General features: G+C 67.1%; 24 protein-coding genes, 1 other RNA gene and 1 riboswitch. Of the genes, 16 read left to right on the top strand and 9 right to left on the bottom strand.

The window, feature by feature from the left end; translation table 11 throughout:
• The first annotated feature begins 48 nt into the window (after window positions 1–48).
• From M8A51_RS12285 to nth, 4 genes are all read left to right on the top strand, one after another.
• Complete coding sequence (locus tag M8A51_RS12285; RefSeq protein WP_251778755.1) at window positions 49–1,248, top strand: amino acid aminotransferase; 1,200 nt, start codon at window positions 49–51, stop codon at window positions 1,246–1,248.
• A gap of 236 nt (window positions 1,249–1,484) precedes the next feature.
• The gene (locus tag M8A51_RS12280) at window positions 1,485–2,726 is read left to right on the top strand and encodes a polyhydroxyalkanoate depolymerase (protein WP_251778754.1); all 1,242 of its coding nucleotides are present in this window, start codon (window positions 1,485–1,487) and stop codon (window positions 2,724–2,726) included.
• A gap of 62 nt (window positions 2,727–2,788) precedes the next feature.
• On the top strand, window positions 2,789–3,457 hold the full coding sequence (gene rsxB, locus M8A51_RS12275) for an electron transport complex subunit RsxB (RefSeq protein WP_251778753.1): 669 nt from the start codon (window positions 2,789–2,791) through the stop codon (window positions 3,455–3,457).
• An 18-nt stretch (window positions 3,458–3,475) separates the two neighbouring features.
• Complete coding sequence (gene nth, locus M8A51_RS12270) at window positions 3,476–4,117, top strand: endonuclease III (RefSeq protein ID WP_251778752.1); 642 nt, start codon at window positions 3,476–3,478, stop codon at window positions 4,115–4,117.
• Here nth and M8A51_RS12265 read toward each other — a convergent pair.
• The 4 genes from M8A51_RS12265 to cobU are packed head-to-tail and all read right to left on the bottom strand — an operon-like array spanning window position 4,089 to window position 7,091.
• A complete protein-coding gene (locus M8A51_RS12265) occupies window positions 4,089–4,652 on the bottom strand; it encodes a histidine phosphatase family protein (RefSeq protein ID WP_251778751.1) in 564 nt (187 codons plus the stop codon). The genes nth and M8A51_RS12265 overlap by 29 nt on opposite strands.
• Window positions 4,640–5,437, bottom strand: a complete 798-nt coding sequence (locus M8A51_RS12260; RefSeq protein ID WP_251778750.1) for an adenosylcobinamide-GDP ribazoletransferase — start codon at window positions 5,435–5,437, stop codon at window positions 4,640–4,642. The genes M8A51_RS12265 and M8A51_RS12260 overlap by 13 nt, the downstream gene beginning before the upstream one ends.
• Complete coding sequence (gene cobT / locus M8A51_RS12255) at window positions 5,434–6,525, bottom strand: nicotinate-nucleotide--dimethylbenzimidazole phosphoribosyltransferase (RefSeq protein WP_251778749.1); 1,092 nt, start codon at window positions 6,523–6,525, stop codon at window positions 5,434–5,436. The genes M8A51_RS12260 and cobT overlap by 4 nt, the downstream gene beginning before the upstream one ends.
• Window positions 6,522–7,091, bottom strand: coding sequence for a bifunctional adenosylcobinamide kinase/adenosylcobinamide-phosphate guanylyltransferase (cobU, locus tag M8A51_RS12250; RefSeq protein WP_251778748.1), 570 nt, complete (start codon window positions 7,089–7,091; stop codon window positions 6,522–6,524). The genes cobT and cobU overlap by 4 nt, the downstream gene beginning before the upstream one ends.
• 67 nt (window positions 7,092–7,158) lie before the next feature.
• A riboswitch (cobalamin riboswitch) is annotated at window positions 7,159–7,381 on the bottom strand.
• A 37-nt stretch (window positions 7,382–7,418) separates the two neighbouring features.
• Here cobU and M8A51_RS12245 point away from each other — a divergent pair.
• The 5 genes from M8A51_RS12245 to M8A51_RS12225 all read left to right on the top strand — a co-directional run bounded on the left by M8A51_RS12245 (window position 7,419) and on the right by M8A51_RS12225 (window position 9,475).
• Window positions 7,419–7,646, top strand: coding sequence for a DUF904 domain-containing protein (locus tag M8A51_RS12245; RefSeq protein WP_251778747.1), 228 nt, complete (start codon window positions 7,419–7,421; stop codon window positions 7,644–7,646).
• Complete coding sequence (locus M8A51_RS12240) at window positions 7,643–7,966, top strand: cell division protein ZapA (protein ID WP_251778746.1); 324 nt, start codon at window positions 7,643–7,645, stop codon at window positions 7,964–7,966. The genes M8A51_RS12245 and M8A51_RS12240 overlap by 4 nt, the downstream gene beginning before the upstream one ends.
• 25 nt (window positions 7,967–7,991) lie before the next feature.
• Window positions 7,992–8,176, top strand: a non-coding RNA gene (gene ssrS, locus M8A51_RS12235) — 6S RNA.
• A gap of 34 nt (window positions 8,177–8,210) precedes the next feature.
• Entirely contained in the window at window positions 8,211–8,660 is a 450-nt protein-coding gene (locus M8A51_RS12230) for an EVE domain-containing protein (RefSeq protein WP_407062227.1), read from the top strand.
• Window positions 8,657–9,475: a sulfite exporter TauE/SafE family protein gene (locus M8A51_RS12225; protein ID WP_407062226.1), complete on the top strand. Its 819-nt coding sequence runs from the start codon at window positions 8,657–8,659 to the stop codon at window positions 9,473–9,475. The genes M8A51_RS12230 and M8A51_RS12225 overlap by 4 nt, the downstream gene beginning before the upstream one ends.
• Here M8A51_RS12225 and M8A51_RS12220 read toward each other — a convergent pair.
• Together M8A51_RS12220 and M8A51_RS12215 are read right to left on the bottom strand one after the other, a co-directional pair.
• Complete coding sequence (locus M8A51_RS12220) at window positions 9,451–10,494, bottom strand: GGDEF domain-containing protein (protein WP_251778743.1); 1,044 nt, start codon at window positions 10,492–10,494, stop codon at window positions 9,451–9,453. The two genes, M8A51_RS12225 and M8A51_RS12220, sit on opposite strands and share 25 nt — an antisense overlap.
• Window positions 10,495–10,753: 259 nt before the next feature.
• On the bottom strand, window positions 10,754–12,028 hold the full coding sequence (locus M8A51_RS12215; protein WP_251778742.1) for a type IV pili methyl-accepting chemotaxis transducer N-terminal domain-containing protein: 1,275 nt from the start codon (window positions 12,026–12,028) through the stop codon (window positions 10,754–10,756).
• A gap of 232 nt (window positions 12,029–12,260) precedes the next feature.
• Between M8A51_RS12215 and M8A51_RS12210 the strand changes: the two genes are divergently transcribed.
• The gene (locus tag M8A51_RS12210) at window positions 12,261–13,526 is read left to right on the top strand and encodes an MFS transporter (protein ID WP_251778741.1); all 1,266 of its coding nucleotides are present in this window, start codon (window positions 12,261–12,263) and stop codon (window positions 13,524–13,526) included.
• 55 nt (window positions 13,527–13,581) lie between these two features.
• Here the strand turns inward: M8A51_RS12210 and M8A51_RS12205 are convergent, their stop codons facing one another.
• Window positions 13,582–15,312: a bifunctional protein-serine/threonine kinase/phosphatase gene (locus M8A51_RS12205; protein WP_251778740.1), complete on the bottom strand. Its 1,731-nt coding sequence runs from the start codon at window positions 15,310–15,312 to the stop codon at window positions 13,582–13,584.
• 164 nt (window positions 15,313–15,476) lie between these two features.
• On the opposite strand from M8A51_RS12205, the gene nirB reads away from it, so the two are divergent.
• From nirB to cobA, 5 genes are all read left to right on the top strand, one after another.
• Window positions 15,477–17,921, top strand: a complete 2,445-nt coding sequence (gene nirB / locus M8A51_RS12200; protein ID WP_251778739.1) for a nitrite reductase large subunit NirB — start codon at window positions 15,477–15,479, stop codon at window positions 17,919–17,921.
• Window positions 17,922–17,959: 38 nt separating this feature from the next.
• Window positions 17,960–18,316 carry a nitrite reductase small subunit NirD gene (gene nirD / locus M8A51_RS12195; RefSeq protein ID WP_251778738.1) on the top strand — a complete coding sequence of 119 codons (357 nt, stop codon included), beginning with the start codon at window positions 17,960–17,962 and terminating at the stop codon, window positions 18,314–18,316.
• 23 nt (window positions 18,317–18,339) lie between these two features.
• A complete protein-coding gene (locus M8A51_RS12190; RefSeq protein ID WP_251778737.1) occupies window positions 18,340–21,144 on the top strand; it encodes a nitrate reductase in 2,805 nt (934 codons plus the stop codon).
• A gap of 174 nt (window positions 21,145–21,318) precedes the next feature.
• A complete protein-coding gene (gene ybiB / locus M8A51_RS12185) occupies window positions 21,319–22,278 on the top strand; it encodes a DNA-binding protein YbiB (protein WP_251778736.1) in 960 nt (319 codons plus the stop codon).
• Complete coding sequence (cobA, locus tag M8A51_RS12180) at window positions 22,262–23,053, top strand: uroporphyrinogen-III C-methyltransferase (RefSeq protein WP_251778735.1); 792 nt, start codon at window positions 22,262–22,264, stop codon at window positions 23,051–23,053. Before ybiB ends, cobA begins: the two co-directional genes overlap by 17 nt.
• Here cobA and rhtB read toward each other — a convergent pair.
• Both rhtB and M8A51_RS12170 read right to left on the bottom strand, forming a co-directional pair.
• Window positions 23,034–23,660 (bottom strand): homoserine/homoserine lactone efflux protein, encoded by a 627-nt coding sequence (gene rhtB / locus M8A51_RS12175; protein WP_251778734.1) that lies wholly within the window; start codon window positions 23,658–23,660, stop codon window positions 23,034–23,036. The genes cobA and rhtB overlap by 20 nt on opposite strands.
• 24 nt (window positions 23,661–23,684) lie before the next feature.
• On the bottom strand, window positions 23,685–24,848 hold the full coding sequence (locus M8A51_RS12170; RefSeq protein ID WP_251778733.1) for an MFS transporter: 1,164 nt from the start codon (window positions 24,846–24,848) through the stop codon (window positions 23,685–23,687).
• Between the two features lie 149 nt (window positions 24,849–24,997).
• Here M8A51_RS12170 and M8A51_RS12165 point away from each other — a divergent pair, with 149 nt between their 5' ends.
• Entirely contained in the window at window positions 24,998–26,122 is a 1,125-nt protein-coding gene (locus tag M8A51_RS12165; protein ID WP_251778732.1) for a sterol desaturase family protein, read from the top strand.
• Window positions 26,123–26,142 lie beyond the last annotated feature (20 nt).

Genomic DNA, 26,142 nt, shown 5'->3' with positions numbered 1-26,142 from the left:
GATTAGCCCAACTACCCGTGCCACTCCACTGACAAGGACTGACTCCACATGGCCTCGCTCTTCGCCGCTGTCGAAATGGCCCCGCGCGACCCGATCCTGGGTCTCAACGAACAATTCAACGCCGACCCGAACCCGAACAAGGTGAACCTGGGCGTCGGCGTGTACTACGACGACAACGGCAAACTGCCTTTGCTGAAATGCGTCGCTGCCGCCGAGAAGCAGATGCTCGAGGCGCCGAAAGCCCGTGGCTATCTGCCGATCGACGGCATCGCGGCGTACGACAAGGCCGTGCAGGGACTTGTATTTGGGGCCGACAGCGGGGCTGTCAAGGCCGGCCGCATCGCCACTGTGCAAGGGCTGGGCGGCACCGGTGGGCTGAAGGTCGGTGCCGACTTCCTGAAGAAGGTCGATCCGAACGCGAAAGTGCTGATCAGCGATCCGAGCTGGGAGAACCACCGTGCGTTGTTCGAGGCGGCTGGTTTTCCCGTCGCGACGTATCCGTACTATGACGCGGCCAAGCGCGGGATCGACTTCGAAGGCATGCTGGCAGCGCTCGAGGCAGCGTCCGCCCGCACCATCGTCGTGCTGCACGCCTGCTGCCACAACCCGACTGGTTACGACCTGACGCTCGAGCAATGGAAACAGGTCATCGAGACGGTCAAGACGCGCAACCTGGTGCCCTTCCTCGACATGGCGTACCAGGGCTTCGGCGAAGGCATTGCCGAAGACGGCGCAGTGATCGGCCTGTTCATGGACGCCGGACTCGACATCTTCGTGTCGACCTCGTTCTCGAAAAGCTTCTCGCTGTATGGCGAGCGCGTCGGCGCCCTCAGCGTGGTGGCCGCGAGCAAGGAAGAGGCCGAGCGGGTCCTGAGCCAGCTCAAGCGCGTGATCCGCACCAACTACTCCAACCCGCCGATCCACGGCGCGCAGGTGGTCGCCACCGTGCTGACGACCCCCGAATTGCGCAAGCAGTGGGAGCAGGAACTGGCCGAGATGCGCGTGCGCATCAAGCAGATGCGCACCACGCTGGTCGAGAAACTCCAGGCGGCGGGCATCCGGCAGGACATGAGCTTCATCACCCAGCAGAAAGGCATGTTCAGCTACTCGGGCCTCACCAAGGAGCAGATGCAGCGGCTGCGCAGCGAGTTCGGCGTCTACGGTGTCGACTCCGGCCGCATTTGCGTGGCGGCACTGAACAGCAAGAACATCGACTACGTGGTCGACGCAGTGGCCAAGGTTTCGTGAGCAGGCTGCGGAAGATTTCACGAAAAAAAGGGGCGCAGGCCCCTTTTTTCATTCCTGAACTGCGGCGCATCTGCAGATAAATGTCCGGGTTCTCGGGGTTACTCCGCGGTTCGCAGCAAGCAAACAAGCGGTCACCCTCCGTAGAATGGTGCATCGCAGCAACGGGACCGGGTCGCGCATGCAACTTGCAACGACTGTCGGACCCGTCGAGCCGCCGATCTGAAAGGGAACGATCGATGCTGTACCAACTGTACGAAACCCAGCGTGCTCTGCTGAGCCCCTTTGCCGAGTTCGCGAGTGCCTCGGCCAAGCTCTACAGCCACCCGATGTCGCCCTTCACGCATACGATCGGCGCTGACCGCGTCGCGGCGGGCTTCGACCTGATGCACCGGCTGTCGAAGGAGTACGAGAAGCCCGCCTTCGACATCACGTCGGTGCAGGTGAACGGCGTCGATGTCGCCGTGCAGGAGCAAGTGGCCGTCAGCAAGCCGTTCTGCCGATTGCTGCGCTTCAAGCGCTTCACTGACGAAGCGAAACTGCTGCCGAAGATGAAGGCGCAGCCGACCGTGCTGGTGGTGGCGCCCCTGTCCGGACACCATGCGACGCTGCTGCGCGATACGGTGCGCATGCTGTTGCGTGACCACAAGGTCTACATCACCGACTGGGTGGACGCCCGCATGGTGCCGCTTGACGCCGGCCCGTTCCACCTGGACGACTACGTCGGTTACGTCGAGGAGTTCATCCGTCACATCGGCCCGCATGTCCATGTGATATCGGTGTGCCAACCCACCGTGCCGGTGTTCGCCGCGATCTCGCTGATGGCCAGCCGCGGCGAGGCAACGCCGCGCACCATGACGATGATGGGCGGCCCCATCGATGCCCGCAAGAGCCCGACCGCCGTCAACAACCTGGCGATGAACAAGAGCTACGAGTGGTTCGAGAACAACGTGATCTACCGCGTGCCGCCGAACTACCCCGGCGCCGGCCGGCGCGTCTACCCGGGCTTCCTGCAGCATACGGGCTTCGTCGCGATGAACCCGGACCGCCATCTCAGTTCGCACTACGACTACTTCCTGGACCTGGTGCGCGGCGATGACGACAGCGCCGATTCGCACCGCAAGTTCTACGACGAGTACAACGCCGTGCTCGACATGCCGGCCGAGTACTACCTCGACACCATCAAGACCGTGTTTCAGGATTTCGCACTCGTCAACGGCACCTGGCGCGTGCGCGGCGAGCTGGTGCGCCCGCAGGACATCAAGACCACCGCACTGCTGACGGTGGAAGGCGAGCTCGACGACATCTCCGGCGCCGGCCAGACGCGGGTGGCCCACGACCTGTGCACCGGCATCCCAAAGAAGGAGCAGCCGCACTACATGGTCGAAGGTGCGGGCCACTACGGCATCTTCTCGGGGCGTCGCTGGCGCGAGAAGGTCTACCCGGTCGTACGCGACTTCATCGCCCGCCACGAGAAGTGAGCCGCCCGCCGCGGTACATTGGCGCCCTTGCGGCGCCTTTGTCGTTTTCCGACACTCGAAAGATGTCCCGTCCCGTTCCCTGTGCCGATGCGATCGACGCGCTGCTGCCCCAAACGCAGTGCACGCGCTGTGGCTACCCGGACTGCCGCAGCTATGCCGAGGCGATTGCACGCGGCGAGTCGGAGATCAACCGCTGCCCGCCCGGCGGAGCCGAGGGCGTGGTGCGGCTTGCCGGGCTGACCGGCCGCCCTGCACTGCCGCTCGATCCGGCCTGCGGCCGCGAAGGGGCGCGCCAACTGGCCGTGATCGACGAGGACTGGTGCATCGGCTGTACTTTGTGCATCAAGGCCTGTCCGGTCGATGCGATCGTCGGCGCCAACAAGCAGATGCACACGGTGATCGACCCGCTGTGCACCGGCTGCGAGCTGTGCATCCCGGTGTGCCCGGTCGACTGCATCTCGCTGGTGGACGCAACCCCGGGCCGCAGCGGCTGGCAGGCCTGGAGCCGGCCCGAAGCCGACGAGGCACGCCAGCGCTACGCCTGGCACCGCCTGCGCGTCGAGCGCGACAAGCAGGAAAACGACGAACGGCTGGCCGCCAAGGCGCAACGCAAGCTGGAGAATCTGGCCGTCGAATCGAAGCTGACCGACCCGGAACAGCTCGACCGCAAGCGCACCGTGATCGAGGCAGCGATGGCGCGTGCACGCGAGCGCAGCCGCAAACCCGGCTGACCGCTACACTGCGCGCCCATGCGCGCGCAAGACATCGAACCATTCTTCGCCACCCTGAAGGCGGCGAACCCGCAGCCCAACACCGAGCTCGAGTACACCAGCGTGTTCGAGTTGCTGACGGCCGTGCTGCTGTCGGCCCAGGCCACCGACGTGGGCGTCAACAAGGCCACGCGCAAGCTCTTTCCAGTCGCGAACTCCCCCCGCAAGCTGCTCGAACTGGGGCACGACCGGTTGTGCGAGTACATCAAGACGATCGGGTTGTACCGCAGCAAGGCCAAGCACTTGATGGAGACCTGCCGCATCCTCGTCGAGCGGCATGGCGGCGAGGTACCGCGCACGCGCGAAGAACTCGAAGCGCTGCCCGGTGTCGGCCGGAAAACGGCCAACGTCGTGCTCAACGTCGCCTTCGGCGAGCCGACGATGGCAGTGGACACGCACATCTTCCGCGTCGGCAACCGTACCGGCCTCGCGCCTGGCAAGAACCCGCTGCAGGTGGAACTGGCGCTGCTGCGGCGCGTGCCGGCCGACTACCTCGTCGATGCGCATCACTGGTTGATCTTGCACGGGCGCTACGTGTGCGTCGCGCGCAAACCGCTGTGCTGGAAGTGTCAGGTGGCGCGCTACTGCGACTTCAAGCCAAAGACGCCGCCCCCGGCCTGAGCCGCCACGACTCGCCATAGCGGGGCGGCACCGGCCACTGCGCAGCGTCGTGTGGCGGTTCCCCGTGTTCGCAAAGGAGCCGGGCAGCCTGCATCCATCCGGCATGTCCAACGATCAGCAGCGGTGCGCTCAATGGACCTTGCGCCTCGAGAAACGCCTGGCAGCGAGACGACAACGCCGTGAGGCTCTCGCCTCCGCCGGGCGCATGAGCCGTGAAGTCTTCGCACCAGGCCTGCACGGCAGCGGCGCCGATATCGTCCCAGACTGCGCCATCCCAGGCGCCGAAGTCGAGTTCGTTCAGGCGGGCGTCGCGGTGGTGGCGCCACCCCCAAGCCGCGAGCATCTCGCCGACGGCCGTGCAGCGGCACAGTGTCGAGGTCCACACTTCACGTGGCCAGCGCTGTCGTCGTGCTTCCCGCCGCACCGCATGCGCCAGGCGCTTGGCCTTGCGGCGGTCGACGGATACGTCGGTGCGGCCTATGCAGCGGCCTGCGATGCCTGCCGGACGCGGGTGACGCCAGATCACCAAGTCCATTGACAGCCCGCCACGATGCCGAGGTACATGGTCAACTCGCACAGTTGCTGGGTGGCGCCCAGGCAGTCCCCGGTGTAGCCGCCGAGCCGGCGGTTGAACCAGCGGGCGCACCACCCGGTCGTCGCGCCCCCCGCCGCGACCGCGAGTGCCAATGCCGACAGAGGCAGCACGAAGGCTGATGCCAGCCCTGCGGCGGCGGCCCACGCGAGCGCCACCAGCCAGCCGCCGCCAGAAAGGTGCTGCGCAAGCGGCTTGGCCTTGGCGTGCTCGGCGTCGCCCGCGTAGCGCAAGCGCCAGATCAGTCCTACCGCCGCAGCGCGCGACGCGGTGTGCCCGAGCAGCAGCGCAGCGGCCCCGACCCAGGCGGGCATCGAAGCCAACGCCGACCATTTCAGGCCGAGCATCAGCACCAGCCCGATCGCCCCATAAGCCCCAATGCGCGAGTCTTTCATGATCTGCAGCGCGCGCTCCCGGTCCGGGGAACCGCCCAGCCCGTCGCAGACATCCGCCCAGCCGTCCTCGTGGAAGCCGCCGGTCAGTAGCAGGGTCGCTGCAAGGCACAGCCCGGCAGCGATGGCGGCCGGAAAAACAAGTGATGCCACGAGCAACACCGCAGCAGCCCCTGTGCCGACCATTGCCCCGACGAGCGGAAAGTGCCGTGCGCTGGCCTGCAGCCAGGCATCGCGATAGCCGACACGACGCACCACCGCGGCGGGCAGCGGCACCCGCGTCAGGAACTGCCACGCGATCGCGACCAGCCTGAGTTCGTGACTGAGCGCGCTCATGCTGCACGCTGGGCGCTGGGCGCCTGCCCCGCAGAAAGGGAAGTCGCCGTTCGGTCCGACACGCCGGCAGATTCAAAGCTCGCCATTTCGGCGAGCAGCAGCACGCTCGAGGCCACCAGTGGCCACACGAGAGCCGCTCCTGAGCCCTCACCGAGACGCATGCGCAGGTCCACGAGCGGCTCGACTTCGAGGTGCTCGAGCAACCGGGTGTGTCCGGCCTCGCCGGAGCGATGAGAGAACACACAATAGTCGAGCACGGCCGGCGCCAGGGCATGCGCGACCAGTACGGCCGCACCGGTAATGAAGCCGTCGACCAGCACGACCCGATGCTCGTGCGCTGCCTGCAAGACCGCGCCCACCATCATCGCGATTTCGAAGCCGCCGAAGGCCGCGAGCGCATCCAGTGGATCGCTCGCTTCGTCGTGCAGGCGCATCGCCTGCTGCAGCACCGCGAGCTTGTGCGCCAAGCCAGCGTCGTCGAGGCCGGTACCGCGGCCGGTGCACTGCTCCAGCGGCACGCCGGCAAGCCGCGACAGCAGCATCGACGCGCTGGACGTGTTGCCGATACCCATCTCGCCCACTAGGAGCACGTTGCCCGGCAGTGATCGGGCGACTTCGACGCCCGCGGTCAGCGCTGCATGGCATTGGTCTCGCGACATCGCCGGCGCCTGGCTTGCATCCTGCGTGCCGTGCGAGATCTTGCACAGCCTCAGGGCCTCCCGCGGCTCGAAGTCGTGCCGCACGCCGGCGTCGACCACGGTGAGTGCGATGCCGTGCTGCCTCGCCAGCACGCTGACCGCCGCACCGCCAGTCAGAAAGTTTTCGACCATCTGCCACGTCACGTCGCTGGGGAAGGCCGACACGCCACGCGCTGCGATGCCATGATCGCCGGCGAACACGACCAGTTGCGGCGCCTGCAACTGCGGCGCTTCGCTGCGCTGGATCAGCCCGATCTGCAGTGCCAGCGCCTCCAGGCGTCCCAGCGCGCCGAGCGGCTTGGTCTTGCGGTCGAGCCGGTGCTGCAGCCGGGCGGCACGCACGACATCGTGCGCCGGTTCGACAGAAGGAGCCGTCCACGTCGGGTTCATGATTGGCTTCCCGAAGCGGGCTTCACGGCCATCGGCAGACCCGCCACCATCAAAGTCACCCGCTCGGCCTGTGCCGCCACACGTTGATGCAGCCGACCGAGCGCATCGACGACTCCGCGTGTCTCGCGCCCGAGCGGTGTCACGCCCCACCCGATCTCGTTGGAGACGAGCAGCACCGGCGCGTCCGCCTGGCGCAGCGCCTCCAGGAGTGCGTCGCTGGCAACCTGCGCGTCCTGCTCGGTGCAGCCCGGCGGCGGACAAAGCATCTGCGTGATCCACAGGGTCAGGCAATCGATCAGGACACAGGCCCCGGGCCGTGCGTGCTCACGCACGGCAGCGGCCAGCGCGTCCGCTCGCAACGGCGGCTCGATCGTCTGCCACGCCGGCGGGCGCTCGCGCCGATGGCGCTCGATACGTTCGCTCATCTCGGCATCGCCGCGCCATGCGGTGGCGAGGTAGACCACCTGGGCGCCTCGTCGTTGCTGGATCTCGCGCGCCAGGCGTTCGGCATGGCGGCTCTTGCCGGAGCGCTCGGCTCCGAGGATCAGGTGCATTTGCGCTGTCATGCGCTCTCCGGTGCAGGCGCCGGCATCAGCGTCCCCGCAGCTGCTCGGCCAGAACGGGTGCGAACTGCGTCACGCCCACGTGTTGGCCGGTCTCCGGGCTGGCGAAACCCGATGCCGCCTTCCCGGATGCCTGCGTTCCAGTGGCCGATGGCACGGGTCGGGAGCATCGTCCCTTCCGCTTACCGTTGCGGGGGCAGCGCAGGTTGGAGCATGCGCTCTCCCTGCTTCCCGTTTCCTCGCCTGCACGACTTCACGGCATGAGGGCGAGCACCAACGGCGGAATTGTAAAAGCGCGTTCTACAATGCCCGCAGAGGAAGGCCTTCCCCATGTCACAGATCGACGAACTCGCGGAACGCGTGGAACGCCTGCTGGTGCGCTACGAAGAACTGCAACGCACCAACGCCCTGCTCGAGCAGCAACTGGCCGGCATGACGGCCGAGCGCGACAGCCTGCGTTCGCGATTGAGTGCCGCGCGCGCGCGCATCGACGCACTGCTCGAACGACTGCCCGAAACCATCAGCGCGCCGGATGGCGGTCAGAAGGACGCAGGATGAAGCAGATCGAAGTGACCATCATGGGCCAGAGCTACATCCTCGGCTGCACCGAGGGTGGCGAAGCTGCGCTGCTCGAAGCGGTGAACCACGTCGATCGTGAAATGTGCTCGATCCGCGATGCCGGCAAAGTGAAGGCGCGCGAACGCATTGCGGTGCTCGCAGCGCTGAACATCGCTTACGAACTCGCCGAACGGCCGGCGGCGCCGCGCGCTGCGCAAGCACGCGCGGACCATGCCGAGGAAGGCGCGGCAAGCACAGATCTCGCCACCCTGATCCATCGTATCGACGAAGCCCTAGGGCAAGACGGGCAACTGCTGTGAAGCGGCAAGCACGGGCGTAGAATGATTTTGTCCGTCGCGTTCGCGGGAGTTTTATATTTCCTTGAACCGATGCTCCTGTGAGCAAGGGCTTGGAACATTGTCTTGCTGGTGCGATCGTCTCGCGTCAGATGAACCCGAAGCTTGACTGACCTCGCCCACCTGAATCCCCTGGGTTCAGGAATGCGGCTCTCGGCTCGTGGCGGACACCCTTATCTTGCGCATGCCCTCCCCCCAGTACTGGTTGATGAAGAGCGAGCCCGACGAGTGCTCGATCGACGACCTCTCGCATGCCCCCGGGCACACCGTGCCGTGGACCGGCGTGCGCAACTACCAGGCACGCAACTTCATGCGCGACGCGATGCGCATCGGCGACGGGGTCCTGTTCTACCACTCCTCCTGCCCCGAGCCGGGCATCGCAGGGATCGCCGAAGTGGCGTCCACTGCGTACCCTGACGCAACTCAGTTCAACCCGGACAGCACGTATTTCGACGCGAAGTCGACGCGAGAATCTCCGCGTTGGTTGCATGTGGATGTCAAGCTGGTACGCAAGACGCGATTGCTCAGTTTGAAGGAAATGCGCGAAGCACCTGGCTTGGCAAGCATGGTGGTGTTGCGGCCCGGCAACCGTCTGTCGATCACGCCCGTCGCCCCCGACGAATGGCGGGAAGTTCTGCGGTTGTTGGAGTCTGCTTGAATCTCGAATGGTTGTTCTTTGCCGAGCTGCTGTTGCTCGGTTCGTGCACCGGCTTTCTGGCCGGCTTGCTGGGCATCGGCGGCGGCATGTTGATGGTGCCGTTCTTGACGCTGATCCTGTCGCACCGCGGCGTGCCTGACGGGCTGGCAGTGAAGATGGCCATCGCCACCTCGATGGCGACGATCCTGTTCACGTCGATTTCCAGCGTGCGCGCCCACCACAAGCGAGGTGCCGTGAAGTGGGGCTTGGTGCGCGGGCTGGCCCCGGGCATCGTGATCGGCGGGCTGATCGCCGGCGCCGGTGTGTTCGCATTGCTGAAGGGGGCCTGGCTGGCACTCGTGTTCGCGCTGTTCGTCGGCTTCTCGGCGACACAGATGCTGCTCGACAAGAAACCGGCGCCGTCTCGACAGATCCCGGGCCCCCTGGGCCAGACGGCCGCCGGCAGCGGCATCGGATTTGTCTCGGGACTGGTCGGCGCCGGCGGCGGATTCGTCTCGGTGCCGTTCATGACCTGGTGCAACGTGTCCATGCACAACGCCGTCGCAACGAGCGCCGCACTCGGGTTTCCGATCGCCTTGGCAAACACGGTCGGCTATCTCGTCGGAGGCTGGTCGCTGCCGCAGGTGCTGCCGGGCGCGCTTGGCTACCTCTACCTGCCGGCACTCGGCGTCATTGCGGCGGCCAGCGTGCTGTTTGCCCCTCTCGGCGCGAAGGCGGCTCATGCCATGAACGTGAGGCAGCTCAAGCGTGCCTTTGCCGGCATGCTCTACCTGCTGGCCGCCTACATGCTCTACAAGGGATTGGCGGCGGCCTGACCGAAGGCGATCGCTGCCGGCATCACGCAGTTGCTGCCGCGGCGACGGGCCTCCAACAGCGCGGCTTCGGCGGCATCGAGCAGGACCTGACGCTCCTGAGTGGTATGCGGAAAGCTGGCGACACCCATCGACACCGTGAAGCGCAGTTCTTCGCCCTCGAGCATCACGATCTGCGCCTCGCACTGGCGACGCACGCTTTCCATGCGTGAATGCGCCGTCGCCAGGCCGACGCCCGACAGCACCACCGCGAAGCGGTCTTCGCCGAGGCGGCACGGTGCGTCCATCGCGCGCGTGTTGCCCCGCAGCAGCCGGCCCAACGCCTGCAGCACACGCTCGCCGGCCGGCTGGCCGTGCCGGGCCACCAACTGTGCGTAGTCGTCGACCTGCACCGAAACGAGCGCGAATTCCCGGTGCTCGCGCATCGACAAGTCGACCTCGCGCCGCAGTTGTTCCTCGAAATGATTGCGGTTGTAGACGCCCGTGAGCGGGTCGCGCACCGACTGGTCTTTCAGTTCCTGGCGCAGTTCCTCGTTCTGCCGTTGCTGCATTTCAAGCTGCTCGAGCGCGTGCCGTAGCTGCGCCTGCGTGCGGCGCAGCTCGGACGGATCGGTCCATGTGCCGCAGATGTAGCCGCCGGGAACCGGGGTGCGCACCGCCAGGAGCTCCAGCACAGCGCCCGACGCGTCCGGGATGCGATCGTCGCGGCGAACGGCGCGCCCCTGAGCGAGCGCAGCTTGATCGGCAGTGCGCAGGATCGCGGCGTATTCGGGCGAAAGCAGTTCGTCGTCGGTCCGTCCGAGCACCTGCTCGGCCTCGCGACCGAGCAGCCGGGCGGCAGCAGGATTGACGAAAACATAACGCCCCTGGGCGTCTTTGACATAAATGCCGACCGGGGCATGCTCGGAGGCACCGAGCAAGGCGTCGAGGAGTGCCGCGCCGGGCATCGTCGACGTGCGATCTGCCGCGTCGCCTGCGGGCGCGGGGCTCCCTGGCGGGACAGGGTTTTGCGGCTGTTCCATGTTGCTATGCCTTCCGGGGGCACTCGGTGCCTCCGGTGTGCGTGTCTTGGCTGGCTCCGCCAGTGACGGCGAAGACGAGGTCATTGTCCACCCAAGCCACTCGCCCTGCGTGGCGATTTTCACGGATGCCATCAGATTCGCGGCATACCGCACACCGCAGCGCCCCCGCGAGCAGGGGGGCCGACGGGACAGCGTGCGGACGTTCGGGTTTCGAGCATCCGGCGCGGCCGGCCGGCTTGTCCGATTCGACCGTCCCCCGTCAGCCAGTGAGCATCTGCATGCTGCGTTCGTAGCGCTCGGTCAGACGCTCGAAGGCATCGAGCAGCTCTTCGCTGGCACGCGCCAGCAGCAGCCTTCCCGAGGCCTCGTCGGCGCGCTGCAGACCACCGAGCAATTGTTGCCATGCCACGCCGGCCAGCTCCAGCGAGCGGCGGATGTCGGCAGAACTCAACGGTGCCTGGTTCAGGTACGCGAGCGAGCGCTCGAACTCCTGCACCGTCGCCGCGGCGCTCGCCTGCGCGGCCTGCCCTGTGGCCCCGGTCAGCAGCCCTCCCAGCAGAGCCTGCTTGGCAAGCCGTTGCGACAGCATGCGCTGGCGGCCGCATACGTTGATCACGTGCAACGTGTTGAGCAATCCTGCGCCTTCGAGACTCGTGGTCAGCTGCTCGGCACCGCTCAGCAGGTTGTCGGCCAGTTCGTCGAGGCGGCCAAGGCGGGAGATATCGCTGCCCTCACGCAGGCCTTCCTTCAGGGGCTCCCACACGCCCTGCACGGTATCGAGCAGGTCACCGAAGGTCGGTTTCGACAGCGATCGCCCCAGCTGGACCAGGTTGGCATCGACCCGCTCCACCGATTGCGACAGCAGTGCAGCGGAACCGGCCGGCTCAGCGCCGGCACACAGCAGCGCCTGCAGCTTGACGATGCGCTGCGACAGCATGCGCAACTGCCCGGCGCGATTGACGGCTTCCGCGTAGTGGGCCGCGTCGATGACCTGCCGCGAGACCTGCCCGACGCGCTGGTTGTCGCGCATCGAGACCTTGCGCAGCAGGCGAAAGGCTTCGTCCTCGGACATCTGCGTCGCACGCATCAGGATGCCCTTGGCGCGGTCGACGAGCTTGCGCTCTTCGAAGCGGTGGGTCACGTCCTCCAGCGAACTGCGCAAGCGCTGCTCGTGCCTGAATCGCGCTTGCGCGACGTGCAGCACCGAGCGCAACCGTTGCACTGAATAGCCGTTGACGACATGCGCGTGCACGCCGGCTTCGATGGCCCGGCCGATGCGCTCGACGTCCGGGTCGGCGGTGAATGCCACGACCGGCAACGGGGCTGTCGAACCGAGAGCTTGGAGCGCCTGCAGCGCGGCGGCGTCGAGGGTGTCGTCCCACCAGACGAGCACATCCGGTGCATGCCGGACGACGTCCCGCACCACATTGCGGCGATCGGTCGCACCAAGCACGTGAATGCCGACCGACGTGAGGTCGGCGGCGAGGCTCGATGTGCCGGCGATATCGGCCGATGCGACGAGAACGGAGATCATCTGGGAAGGGGGCTTTCTGGCTGGATCACGGGGCGCGGACAGGCACGAGGCCGCAAGCATAGAGCACGTCGCGCGCCCGCGGCCCGGAAGTTTTGGCATGGACGTTGCTTTGAAAGCCGCCGGGTGTGACGCTGCACCCCGACCGTGCCACCTGCACCGCCGGTCATGCGTACGACGTCGTGCGCAGCCATGTGCGTCCTCCCCGGATCGCCCGGGTCGAACACGTGTCTCCATGGCAGGCTTCAAGACTTTCCTCAGATCCGGACACTGGCCCACGCTGCTGGCGTCCTTCCTCTATTTCGACTTCTGCTTTGCGATCTGGGTGCTCAACGGAGCGATGGGCCCTTTCATCGGCGAGAGCTTCGACCTGACGCCGGCGCAGAAGGGGTTCATGGTGTCAGTGCCCATCCTCGCCGGAGCGCTGATGCGCTTCCCGCTCGGCGTGCTGGCGCAGTACATCGGGCGCAAGAACGCGGCGATGGTCGAGATGGGCCTGATCGTCGTCGCGCTCGCCTACGGCTACTTCTTCGTCGACAGCTACGACGGCGTGCTGGCGATGGGCGTGCTGCTGGGCATCGCCGGCGCCAGCTTCGGGGTTGCGCTGTCGCTGGGCTCGGGCTGGTTCCCGCCGCGCTACAAGGGTCTCGCGATGGGCCTGGCCGGCGCCGGCAACTCGGGCACCGTGCTGGCCGTGCTATTTGCACCGCCGCTGGCGACCGCCTACGGCTGGCAGACGGTCTACGGCCTTGCCGCCTTCACGATGCTGCTGCCGATGGCCGTGATGTGGCTGTGCGCCAAAGAGCCGCCCGACCGCGAACACCAGACCTTCCGAGAACACATTTCCTGCTTGTTCGAGAAGGACGGCTGGGCCTTCAGCCTCATCTACGTCGTCACCTTCGGTGGCTTCATCGGGCTGTCGAGCTTTCTGCCGACGTATTTCTATGACCAGTTCAAGGTCACCAAGATCGAGGCAGGGCAACTGACCATGCTCGCGACCTTGATGGGGTCGGCAGTGCGCGTCGTCGGCGGCTACATCTCCGATCGCATCGGGGGCGTGCACACGCTGACCGCCGTGCTGCTGATGGTGGCGGCCTCGCTGGTGTTGTGTGGCATGGCCGGTACCTCCGTGGTGGTGACCACTCTGCTGTTCATGCTGTGCTTTGCGGCGCTGGGTGCCGGCAACGGAGCATTGTTCCAGCTGGTGCCGTTGCGCTGGCCGCTCGCCACCGCGGTGGCCGGCTCGATGATCGGCGAGGTCGGCGCGCTCGGCGGCGGCTTCATCCCCAACGCGATGGGTCTGTCCAAGCAGTACAGCGGCACCTATCTGTGGGGCTTCGTCTCGTTTGCGCTGGTGGCCCTGCTGATGCTGCTGATGCTGCGCATCGTGCAGATCCGCTGGACCCGCACCTGGGCTGAAAAGGGCGGGCGGGCCCGCGCCACGCCGGCTGCTGCACCGCAAGATTTCGGACGCGCCGAACTGCGCGCAACCCCGAAGTGAGGCAGCGAGGACGACAGCGATGCACACGCGCCCCCGCTGGTCCGGCTCTCGTTCCCTACCGCGGCAGGAACAGCAGCCACACGACCAGCAGCAGGTTGAACAATGCGGAGATCGCGAACGCGATCATCCACAGCGCGGCCGGATCGCGCGTGGCCAGCGGTGTGCTGCCGGGCGCCGCGAGCGGGCGCGATGCACCGCGTTCGAGCGCCAGCGCGAACTCCTCTGCCGTCTCGAAGCGCTGCGCCTCGTCACGCGCCACCGCCTTCAGGACCACGTGATCGAGCCAGATCGGCACGTCGGGCCGCAGTCGAGACGGTGCTTTCGGGTCGCGGCGAAAGCGCGCCAGCTGATACGGTTCGACCTCCCCGTACGGCAGGTGACCGGTCAACCAGCGGTAGAGCGTGACGCCCAGGCCATAGAGGTCGCTGCCCGCATCGGCCGCTCGAGGATCCCGATCGCCGGGACCACCCCATTGCTCGGGATTCATGTAGCTCGGCGTGCCGGCATGCAGCTGCCGCTGGGTCGCGGGCTCGCGGCCCGACAGCGCAACGCCAAGGTCCAGCAGGCGCCATTGCCCGTCGTCGCCCAGGTGCAGGTTGGCCGGCTTGACGTCGCGGTGGACCACGCCCTGCCGGTGCAACCGCCCCAAGGCCTTGCAGACCGTGAGCGCGCCCTCGACCACGTCGCCGATGTCGAAGCGCCGGCCGTGACCCAGCCAATGCTCCAGCGTGTGCCCGCTGTGCCAGTCGAACACGGCATAGAAGGCGCTCGCGTGCTCGACCTCACGCGCACGGACCAAGCCCCGCGAATCGCGTTCGGTGATGCGTTGGCTCAGCCAGGCTTCGTGCGCCAGCATGGCGCGCTCCTCGGGGTCGCTCGCGCGGGCCTCGTGCAGCGTCTTGAGTGCGACCAGTTCGCCGGTGGCCGCCTCGCGCGCCTGGTACAAGCGGTGCACGCCGTTGTCGTCGACCAGGGCCGTGACGGTGTAGCCATCGAGCACGTCGCCCACGCGCAGCCGCATCGGCGCGGGCAATTGGCGGCCGCGCAGCAACGCGTCCTCGAGCCGGCTGGCTGCGAGGCCGCGGACGCGGATCACGACCGCGGTCGCGTTGTCGCGTCCCCCTGCGGCCAGCGCCTCGCGCACCAGCGAGGCACTCGCGGCGTCGGCAGAGCCCTCGGCGGCCAGCGCGGCCAGTCGACGTCGTTTCAGCACGCCATGCACGCCGTCACTGGTCAGCACGAAGCTGTCGCCGGGCTGCAGCTCGCCCTGCACGTAGTCGAGCCGCACACCGTCGTCGAGGCCCAGCGCACGCGTCAGGCGGCTGCGCATGTCGGGCTGCTCGAAGCAATGATCCTGCGTGAGCTGGATGCAGTCGCCGTCGCGCAGCAGCCAGGCTCGCGTGTCGCCCACGTGCGCGACGGTGTAGCTGTGCCCCTGCAGCACCAGGGCTGTCAGTGTGCACATCGCGGCAGCACCTTCGGCGCCCGCACCCTGGCGTCTGCGGTTGTGGTCGGCCAGCCATGCGTTGTGCGCGCTGATCAGGCGATCGAGCGCAACGGTGATGTCCCAGGTCTCCGGTGTTGCGTAGTAGTCGCGCACCAGGCTCAGTACCGCAGTTTGCGCCGCCTCGCGGCCGCGCCCGCCCATCGACACGCCGTCGGCCACCGCAGCGATCAGGCCGTGCGCCGCATCCTGGTGCGCAGGCTGCACCACGCCGGAGAAATCCTCGTTCTCTTCACGCGGTCCACGCTCGCTGCAGCGGCCGATATCGACATCAAAGCTCATGGATCTCGCGCCACCCGCGCGTCGACGGTTCGTGTGCGCGGCATTGTCGACTCAATCGGCCGTTGTGCAAGAACTTTCCAACCTGGTGCATGGCGTGCCGCGCGTGCACAAAGCTGGCACCTGCCTTGCTTTGAACGAGCGGCCCAAGTCCCGGAGTACAGCGTATGAAAAAGATGAAGCTTGTGATGGTGGGCAACGGCATGGCCGGTGTGCGCACGCTCGAGGAACTGCTGAAGATCGCGCCTGACCTCTACGACATCACCGTTTTCGGTGCCGAGCCGCACCCCAACTACAACCGCATCCTGCTGTCGCCGGTACTGGCCGGCGAGCAGACGCTCGAAGAAATCGTGTTGAACCCGCTCGAGTGGTACGAGCAGCACGGCATCACGCTGCATCTGGGCAAGAAGGTGGTCGACATCGACCGCAAGCGCCGCATCGTCAAGGCCGAAGACGGCACGATGGCCGGGTACGACCGCCTGCTGCTGGCCACCGGCTCCAACCCGTTTGTGCTGCCGGTGCCGGGCAAGGACCTCGACGGCGTGATCGCGTACCGCGACATCCAGGACACCAACACGATGATCGAGGCCGCAAAGACTTACAAGCACGCGGTCGTGATCGGGGGCGGACTGCTCGGTCTCGAAGCGGCGAACGGGCTGATGCTGCGTGGCATGCAGGTCAGCGTGGTGCACATCGCCCCCTGGCTGATGGAGCGCCAGCTGGACGACGTGGCCGGCAAACTGCTGCAGAAATCGCTCGAGGAGCGCGGCCTGAAGTTCCTGATCGGCGCGCAGACGCAGGCACTGGTCGGTGACAAGGACGGCGGCAAGGCCGGCCGCGTGATGGCCGTGCAGTTCAAGGACGGCACGGAAGTGCCGGCCGACCTGGTGGTGATGGCCGCCGGCATCAGGCCGAACACCGAGCTCGCCGAAAAGATCGGCATCTACTGCAACCGGGGCATCGTCGTCACCGACACCATGCAGACCGTCACCGACGCACGCGTGTACTCCGTGGGCGAATGCGCGGCGCACCGTGGCGTCGCCTATGGCCTCGTGGCCCCCTTGTTCGAGCAGGGCAAGGTCTGTGCAACTCACCTGGCCGAATTCGGCATCGGCCGCTATACCGGCTCGCAGGTTTCGACCAAGTTGAAGGTCACCGGCATCGACCTGTTCTCGGCCGGCAACTTCATGGGCGGAGAAGGCACCGAGGAAATCGTGATGAGCGATCCCTACGGCGGCGTCTACAAGAAGCTGGTGATCAAGGACGATCAACTGGTCGGCGCCTGCCTGTATGGCGACACCGTCGATGGCTCCTGGTACTTCAAGCTGCTGCGCGAAGGCCGCAAGCTCTCGGATATCCGCGACAAGCTGATGTTCGGCGAGTCCAACATCGGCGACACCGGGCACGAAGGACACAACAAGGCGGCCGCGATGGCCGACAGCGACGAGGTGTGCGGCTGCAACGGCGTCACCAAGGGCACCATCTGCAAGACCATCAAGGACAAGGGCCTGTTCACGCTCGACGAGGTGCGCAAGCACACCAAGGCCAGTGCCTCGTGCGGCTCGTGCACCGGGCTGGTCGAGCAGTTGATCATGTTCACCGCCGGCGGCGATTATTCCGCCACGCCCAAGAAGAAGGCCCTGTGCGGCTGCACCGACCACAGTCACGAGGACGTGCGCCGCGCCGTCCGCGACCACAAGCTGCTCACCATCGACAGCGTCTATCGGTTCCTGGAATGGCGCACGCCGAACGGCTGCTCGAGCTGCCGCCCGGCCGTCAACTACTACTTGATCAGCACGTGGCCGAAGCAGGCGCAGGACGATCCGCAGTCGCGCTTCATCAACGAACGCTCGCACGCCAACATCCAGAAGGACGGCACCTACTCCGTGGTGCCGCGCATGTGGGGCGGAGAGACCACCGCTGACGAATTGCGTCGCATCGCCGACGTGGTCGACAAGTACCGGATCCCCACCGTCAAGGTGACCGGCGGCCAGCGCATCGACCTGCTGGGCGTGAGAAAGGAAGACCTGGTCAATGTGTGGAAGGACATCGGCATGCCGTCCGGCCACGCGTATGCGAAGGCGCTGCGCACGGTGAAGACCTGCGTCGGCAGCGAATGGTGTCGCTTCGGCACGCAGGACAGCACGCAAATGGGCAAGGACCTGGAGCGCGCACTGTGGCGCATGTATGCGCCACACAAGGTCAAGCTGGCGGTCAGCGGCTGCCCGCGCAACTGCGCCGAGGCCGGCATCAAGGACGTCGGCGTCATCGGCGTCGACTCCGGGTGGGAGATCTATGTCGCCGGCAACGGCGGCATCAAGACCGAAGTGGCGCACTTCTTCTGCAAGCTGAAGACCGCCGCCGAAGTGCTGGAGTACAGCGGCGCGTTTTTGCAGTTGTACCGCGAAGAAGGCTGGTATCTGGAGCGCACGGTCCACTACGTCAACCGGGTCGGCCTTGACTACGTGAAAAGGAAGATCCTCGAAGACCACGAAGGCCGCAAGGCGCTGTGGGAGCGGCTGCAGTTCTCGCTCGACGGGGAGCCCGATCCGTGGTTCGAGTTCGACAAGGCACACGTCGACGCACGACAGTTCGACCCAATTTCGGCGTAAGGCGGAGCACCGCAGACCGTCGCCCCACGGAGAACCTGATGAGCCAATGGAAACCCGTCTGCCGGGTCGAAGACATCCCGGTGCTCGGCGCTCGCCGCATTGCACGCCATGACGGCTGTGCCGTTGCCGTGTTTCGCAACGACCAGGACAAGGTCTTCGCGCTGCTCGACCGCTGCCCGCACAAGGGCGGGCCGCTGTCGCAGGGCATCGTGTTCGGCGAAAGTGTCGCCTGCCCGTTGCACAACTGGACCATCGGCTTGAACGACGGCTGCGCTCAGGCACCCGACGAGGGTTGCACGCAGAAGTTCAGCATCAGGATCGACGACGGTCAGGTCTGCCTGGATCTAAACGAGTTGAACTCGCTGGCACTCGACGGGAACAAGGCCACTGCATGAACCCCAGCGCCCAGGGAGCCGGAATGACCACCACACTGGTTCGGCAAACGAAGTCCACCTGCTCCTACTGCGGGGTGGGTTGCGGCGTGATCATCGAATCGAAAGGCGACCAGATCACCGGTGTACGTGGCGATCCGGACCACCCGGCGAACTTCGGTCGGCTGTGCACCAAGGGCAGCACGCTGCATCTCACAGCAGCGGCACCCGTCTCCCTGCAGGCGCGGTTGCTGCAGCCGCAACGACGCGCTGAGCGCGGCGCAGCGCCGCAGACCGTCGGCTGGGACACGGCGCTCGACGAAGCGGCTGACCGCTTCGCGGACATCGTGCAGCGCCATGGCCCTGATGCCGTGGGTTTTTATATTTCGGGTCAGTTGCTGACCGAGGACTATTACGTCTTCAACAAACTCGCGAAGGGCCTGATCGGCACCAACAACGTCGACACCAACTCGCGGCTGTGCATGAGCAGCGCAGTGGCCGGCTACAAGCAGACGCTGGGAGCGGATGCGCCGCCGAACTGCTACGACGACGTGGAGCATGCCGAGGTGATCTTCATCGTCGGGTCCAACACGGCCTATGCGCATCCCATCCTGTTCCGCCGCATCGAGGACGCCAGGCGCGCCAATCCGAAGCTCAAGCTGATCGTGGCCGACCCGCGCCGCACCGAGACGGCCGACGTCGCCGACCTGTACCTGCCACTGCTGCCCGGTACCGATGTCGCGCTGTTCCACGGCATGCTGCACCTGCTGATGTGGGACGGACACATCGACCCCGCCTACATCGCCGCGCACACCACCGGCTTCGACGCCTTGAAGTCCACCGTGCGCGACTACACGCCCAAAGAGGCCGCCCGCATCTGCGGCATCGACGAGGCGGCCCTGGTGCAGGCTGCGCAATGGTTCGGGTCCTCGAAATCCACGCTGTCGCTGTACTGCCAGGGGCTGAACCAGAGCAGCAGCGGCACCGCGAAGAATGCGGCACTCGTGAACCTGCACCTTGCCACCGGCCAGATCGGCAAGCCGGGCGCGGGCCCTTTTTCGCTGACCGGCCAGCCCAATGCCATGGGCGGGCGCGAGGTGGGCGGGCTCGCCAACCTGCTCAGTGCCCACCGCGACATGGCCAACCCCGAGCACCGCGCCGAAGTGGCACGGCTGTGGGGGGTGGCTGACGTGCCGGCCACGCCCGGCAAGACCGCGATCGAGATGTTCGACGCGGCCGCGCGCGGCGAGATCAAGGCGTTGTGGATTTCATGCACCAACCCGGCGCAGTCGCTGCCCGACCAACCGACCGTGCGCCGTGCCCTGCAGCGCGCCGAGTTCGTCGTGGTCCAGGAAGCCTTTTCGACCACCGCGACCTGCGCCTACGCCGACCTGCTGCTGCCAGCAACGACGTGGGGCGAGAAGGACGGGACCGTTACCAACAGCGAACGCCGCATTTCGCGCGTGCGCCCCGCGGTCCCGCCGCCGGTGCAGGCGCGGCACGACTGGCAGGCCGTGGTCGGCTTCGCGCGGCGGCTCGAATCCCGCCTGCCGGGGCGGCTGAACGGCCAGGCGACGCTGTTCCCTTACGCCACCCCGGAAGAGATCTGGAACGAACACCGCGAGAGCACGCGCGGGCGTGATCTCGACATCACCGGCATGAGCTACGCCATGCTGGAACGTGCGCCGCAACAATGGCCGCTGCCTCAGGGCGCAACCGCGGGCAAGGCTCGGCTTTATGAAGATGGGCGCTTTCCGACGCCCGACGGCCGTGCGCGTTTCGCCAACGTCGCCTACACACCGGTGGCCGAACCGCGCGAGGCCCGCTACCCGTTCAGCCTGACCACCGGCCGCCTGCGCGACCATTGGCATGGCATGAGCCGCACCGGCACGCTGGGCCGGTTGTTCGGCCATGTGCCCGAACCCGCGGTCGAGATGAACGCACAGGACATGGTGCGCCTCGGGCTGAAGGATGGCGACCTCGTCTATGTGACGTCGCGCCGCGCCGCATTGCTGCTGCCGGCGCAGGCGAGTCAGCAGGTCGCGTCTGCGCAGGCCTTCATCGCGATGCACTGGGGCGAGGAGTATCTGTCCGGCTGCACCAGCACCGGCGAGCGCGTCTACGGCGTCAATGCGCTGACGACGCCCGCGTTCTGCCCGACATCGAAGCAGCCGGAGTTGAAGCACGCAGCGGTCAAGATCCTGAAGGCGGAGCTGCCATGGAGCGTGCTCGGCGCCGCCTGGCTGCCGCAGGACCGGGCCTTGCACGCCCGCGAGCAGTTGCGCTCAATGATGCGGCAGTTCCCGTTCGCGACGTGCGTGCCGTTCGGCCGCGAACCGAGCGAGCGCGGCGTGACCGGCGTGCTGTTCCGCGCGGCCGCGCACGAAGCGCCGTCGCCCGATGTGCTTGCCCGCATCGAAGGCGTGCTCGGCCTCACCGGCACCGACGCCCTGCGTTATGCGGACGCACGCAAAGGGCAGCGCCGTGCGATGCGGCTGGTGCCGAGCGGCAACCGAGAAGCCACGCTCGAAGCCTTCGTGCTGGCCGGCGACATCCGGGCCGAGAGCTGGATCAAGACACTCCTTCAGGACAGCCTGCCCGCGCAGTCCTATGGGCGCCTGCTGCTCGTGCCTGGAGCGAAACCGCCCGTTGCGGTGCAAGCCGCAAGCCGGCAGGTGTGCACCTGCTTCAACGTGCGCGAAACCCAGATCACCACAACGCTGGCGCGATGCAGTGGCAGCGCCGATGCGCGGCTGGCGCAGTTGCAGGAGCAGCTGAAGTGCGGCACCAACTGCGGCTCGTGCCTGCCCGAGTTGAAGCGGCTGGTGCGGGTGCAGCTCGCTGCTGCATGAAGTCAGCAGGGGCTGCGGGGCGCAGCGGAAACGGTCCGTCACGGCTGGCGTGAGAATTGCGGATTGCCCGCGAACAAGCACCGGCCCCAGCGGTCCAAGGAGAGACATGAACCACGCGCTGCCCCGCCCGTCACGCCGCTGCCCGGCATCCCGTCCTGCGCAGGGCCCGTCCCGATGAGCATCGCCAAGTACATCAAGGAGATCGGCCGCGGCAAGGACGGCGCACGCGCCCTCGACCGTGACCAGGCCTACGACCTGATGACACAGGTGCTCGACGGCGAAGTCACCGACCTCGAGATCGGCGCCTTCGCCATCGCGATGCGGATCAAGGGCGAGTCGCTCGACGAACTGGACGGTTTCCTTGCCGCCACCTCCGAGCGCTGCCTGCCCATCGCCTGCGAACGCCCCATGCTGGTGCTGCCGTCGTACAACGGCGCCCGCAAGTTGCCGAACCTGACCCCGCTGCTGGCGCAGTTGCTGGCCCAGGAGGGCGTCCCCGTTTTGGTGCACGGCATGGCGAAGGACCCGGGACGCGTCACCACGGCCGAGATCTTCCACGACCTGGGGTTGCCCGTGGCGCAGGACGCGGCCGGCATCGAGCACGCCTGGCGCCGGCGCGAGCCGGTGTTCATCCGCACCGAACACCTCTGTCCGCCGCTGGCACGGTTGCTGGACGCGCGCTGGGTCATCGGCCTGCGCAACCCGGGGCACACGGTGGCCAAGCTGCTCGACCCCTGCCCGCCCGGCACGGCCTTGCGCGTCGTCAACTACACCCACCCGGAGTACGGCCGCACGTTGACGGACTTCCTGCAGCGCACTCGGGCCAATGCGCTGCTGATGCGGGGCACCGAAGGCGAGCCGGTGGCCGACCCGCGGCGCACGCCGAAGATGGAGCTGTTCCTCGACGGCGTTGCGCAACCGGCACTCAGCGTAGCGGCGCGCGAAGGCGTGCTGACCGAGATGCCGATCCTGCCGCGGGAATGCGATGCGGCAACCACCGCCCTCTACATCCAGGCGGTGGCCAGCGGGGAAAAGCCGGCCCCGGCAGCGCTGCTGCAGCAGGTGGAATGCCTCTTGCAAGCGCTCGCGCGTCTGCCAGCCGCCACTTCCACCCCACATGAACGCACTGCCTGAACCCGCCACGATCCCCCGCGTCGCCCTCGTCGGTGCCGGCCCCGGCGACCCGGATCTGCTGACCATCAAGGCCGTCAAGGCCATTCGCGCCGCCACCGTGCTGCTCGTCGACGATCTGGTCGGCGAGGGCGTGCTGCGTTATGCGCGCCGCAGCGCCCGCATCGTCCATGTCGGCAAGCGCGGCGGCTGCAAGAGCACCCCGCAGGCCTTCATCGAACGGCTGATGGCCACCGAAGCGCTGAAAGGCGAGCGGGTCGTGCGCCTGAAAGGCGGCGACCCCTTCGTCTTCGGCCGCGGCGGCGAGGAGGCCGAGCATCTGCGTGCGGCGGGCGTCGAGGTCGACGTGATCAACGGCATCACGTCCGGCCTGGCTGCCGTTACCGGGCTCGGCGTGCCGTTGACCCATCGCGACCATGCGCACGGCGTGATCTTCGTCACCGGCCACGCGAAGGCCGGCGAGGCACCGCTGGACTGGCCGCAACTCGCGCGCACGGCCGCACAGGGCTACACGCTGGTCGTCTACATGGGGGTGGCGCAGGCCGGGCAGATCGAATCGGGGCTGCTGCAGGGCCTGCCGGCCGAAACGCCGTTGGCGGTGGTGCAGCATGCGAGCCTGCCGCAGCTGCGCCACGTCGTCACCGAGCTCGGGCAACTGCAGACCATGCTCGCACGCGAAGGCATCGGCAGCCCGGCGATCATCATCGTCGGCGATGTGCTGCGCGGCTTGCAGGCGCTGCCGCTGTCGGCACCGGCGCTCAGTGCGGCTGCCGCCTGACGAAAAACAGCGCTGCGCCCATCGCCATCAGCAGGCCGCCGAAGATGCGGTTCTGCCACCGCGCTGCGCCGGCGCCGCGCAGCAGTTGCTGCATGCGCGCTGCGAGCAAGGCGTAGCCGTGCATGACGACCAGATCGACCGCGCAGCTGGTGACGCCCAGGATCAACAACTGCAGCAGCAACGGGCGCGCAGGGTCGATGAACTGCGGCAACACGGCAACCATGAAGACGATGCCTTTCGGATTGGTCGCGTTGGTCAACGTGCCGGTCAGGAAGCGCCTCCGGGCCGACATCGGTGCGACCTGCACTGCACCCGCGGCGGCATCTTTCGAGCGCCATTGCTGCACACCGAGCCACAGCAGATACAACGCACCGGCCACCTTGACCAGGGTGAATGCCGTTTCTGAAGCGAGCAGCAGCGCTCCCAGGCCCGCGCCCGCAATCACCAGCGTGAACAGCAGCCCGAGCTGCAGACCCAGGATGGTGACCGTCGTCGGACGCACGCCGTACGACAGCCCATGGCTCATCGACAGCACCGCCCCTGACCCGGGCGACAGGGCCATCGCCCACGATGCGAAGAAGTATGCCAACCAGACATCCCAAGCCACGAGCGACTCTGCTTTCCTGCGGCGCTACCGGGGCAGCGCGCGCCTCGACAACCCGGCCAGCACGGCCGTGAACAGCACGACGACGAACAGCGCCGCCGTCAACGACGAGCCCTGCGCGAGCACCCCGATCAGCGGCGGCCCCGCCATGAAGCCGAGGTACCCGACCGACGAGACGGCTGCAATACCGTGCGCCGGACTGGTGCCCGGCACATGCGCGGCCGCACTGAACAGCACCGGCACCACGTTGCCCAGACCGACACCGACGAACGCAAAGCCGACCAGCGCGACCCCCGGGTGCCCGACCAGCAGCACCAGTGCCATCGCCGCAGCCGACAGTGCGGCACTCGCGCGCATCAAGGTGGCGGGACTGGTGCGCGAACGCACCCAGTCGCCGGCAAAGCGCGCCAGCGCCATCGCGCCGGAGAAGCTGGCATAGGCCAGCGCCGCTTGGTCCTGCGGGCTGCCGAGCTCGTTCTGCAGGTACAGCACGCTCCAGTCGTACATCGCGCCCTCGGAAATCAAGCCGAGCGCGGCGAGCACGCCCAGCAGCAGCAAGGCGCCGCGCGGCAGGCTGAAGCCGGCGTCCTCGCCCGCCTGCTCGGGCGGCAGCATCTGCAGGCAGGCGGCGCCGATCGCCAGGGCGCCTGCAACGGCCACACCGACGAGGTGGCTCATCGCGTCGACCTGCCAGCCGAGCAGCAGGCTGCCGATGGCTGCCCCGGCCATGCCGCCGAGGCTGAACATCGCGTGGAAGTGGCTCATGATGGGCCGTGCCTGCCGGCGCTCCAGTTCGGACGCCTCGGCGTTGATCGCGACGTCGAAGATGCTGCTTGCGCCGCCGAAGACCGCCAGCGCCGCCAGCAGCCCGGCGTAACCGGGCAGGATGAGCAGCAGGCCCAGCATCGCGGCCGACGCCACCCCGCAAACCAGTGCGACGCCCTTGGCGCCGAAGCGGCCGACCAGCGTGCCGGCGCGCGACAGCCCGAGCAGCGCGCCAATGCCGGCGGCCAGCAGCGCCAGCCCCAGCGCCCCCTCGCCGATCTCGTAGTGCGCCTTGACGGTGGGGATGTGCACGCCCCAGGTCGCGAACAGGAAACCGCTGCAGAAGAAGTGCGTGCGCGTCGCCCAGCGCGCAGCAGGCAAGGACGGCACGTCGCGAGCCGTTGGCTCGCTGGCAGGCATGGACATGGGTGGTGTGCAGGAGACGGCGCGGCGGTCACCGCCGCCGCGCAGCCCCTCATTCTAGGGAGCACCCACCCAAGCTGCCGCGGCGCCCCGGATAATTCCGCGCGGCGCAAGGGGCCGCGCACCGCGGCGCATCCCTGGAGGGAACACGAATGCTAGACAAACTCAACCAGCTCACCGAATCGCACGGCACATTGCGCCGCGGCACCGGCATGACCTCCGGCGTGATCGCCTTGACGCTCGCGATACTCTGCCTGCTCGGCGTGCTCGCCTTCCACTTCCCCGAGTACCTGACGACGCCGCAGCTGCGCAAGTCGTACGACGTCGACGCGATGCGTCTGGTGATGTATTGGGCGATGGTGATCGCCGGCTCGATCGCGTTGTTCAACATCGTCTTCGGCCGTGTGCGCTGGCTGTCATTCTCGGCCTTCACGCTGATCGCGCTGACGCTGGTGCTCGGGGGGCACAAGGTGCCGGTCAACGATTTCCCGGACAACACGCCCTACATCGGCCTCGACTGGTTCATCCTCGACCTGCTCGGCTCGACGCTGATTTTCGTCTTCATCGAAAAGCTGTTCCCGCTGCGGCGCGAGCAGCCGGTGTTCCGGCCCGAATGGCAGACCGATTTCCACCACTTCATCGTCAACCACATGGTGGTCGGCTTCGTGCTGCTGGCGACCAACCTGCTGGTGCACAAGCTGTTCGGCTGGGCCGTCAAGGACGGCGTGCAGGCCTGGGTGCGCGACCTGCCCTTCCCCATCGCACTGTTCGCCATCGTTCTCGTGGCCGACCTGGTCCAGTACTGGACGCACCGGGCGTACCACGAAGTGCCGCTGCTGTGGCGCCTGCACGCGGTGCACCACAGCGTCAAGAGCATGGACTGGATGGCGGGCTCGCGGCAGCACATCCTCGAGTTGCTGCTGACGCGCACGCTGGTGCTGGCGCCGATCTTCGTGCTCGGTTTCTCGAAGGAAGTGATCGACACCTACATCGTGATCGTCGGTTTCCAGGCGGTGTTCAACCACGCCAACGTCAGCGTGCGCCTGGGGCCGTTGCGCTACGTCATCGTCACGCCCAACTTCCACCACTGGCACCATTCGCAGGACGACGAGGCGATCGACAAGAACTACGCGGCGCACTTCGCCTTCCTCGACTACCTGTTCGGCACTGCGGTGACCGCCGACCGCAAATGGCCGAACCAGTACGGCGTGGTGGGCGACTACGTGCCCAACGGCTTCTGGAGGCAGTTCCTCTTCCCGTTCACCTGGAAGGGATGACGGGGCACCGGCGCGGGGCC

The sequence above is a fragment of the Caldimonas mangrovi genome (genome assembly GCF_023721835.1).
GTDB classification, from domain to species: Bacteria; Pseudomonadota; Gammaproteobacteria; order Burkholderiales; family Burkholderiaceae_C; genus Caldimonas; species Caldimonas mangrovi.
The sequence above is the reverse complement of the archived record's forward strand: the minus strand, read 5'-3'. Positions and strand labels throughout refer to the sequence as shown.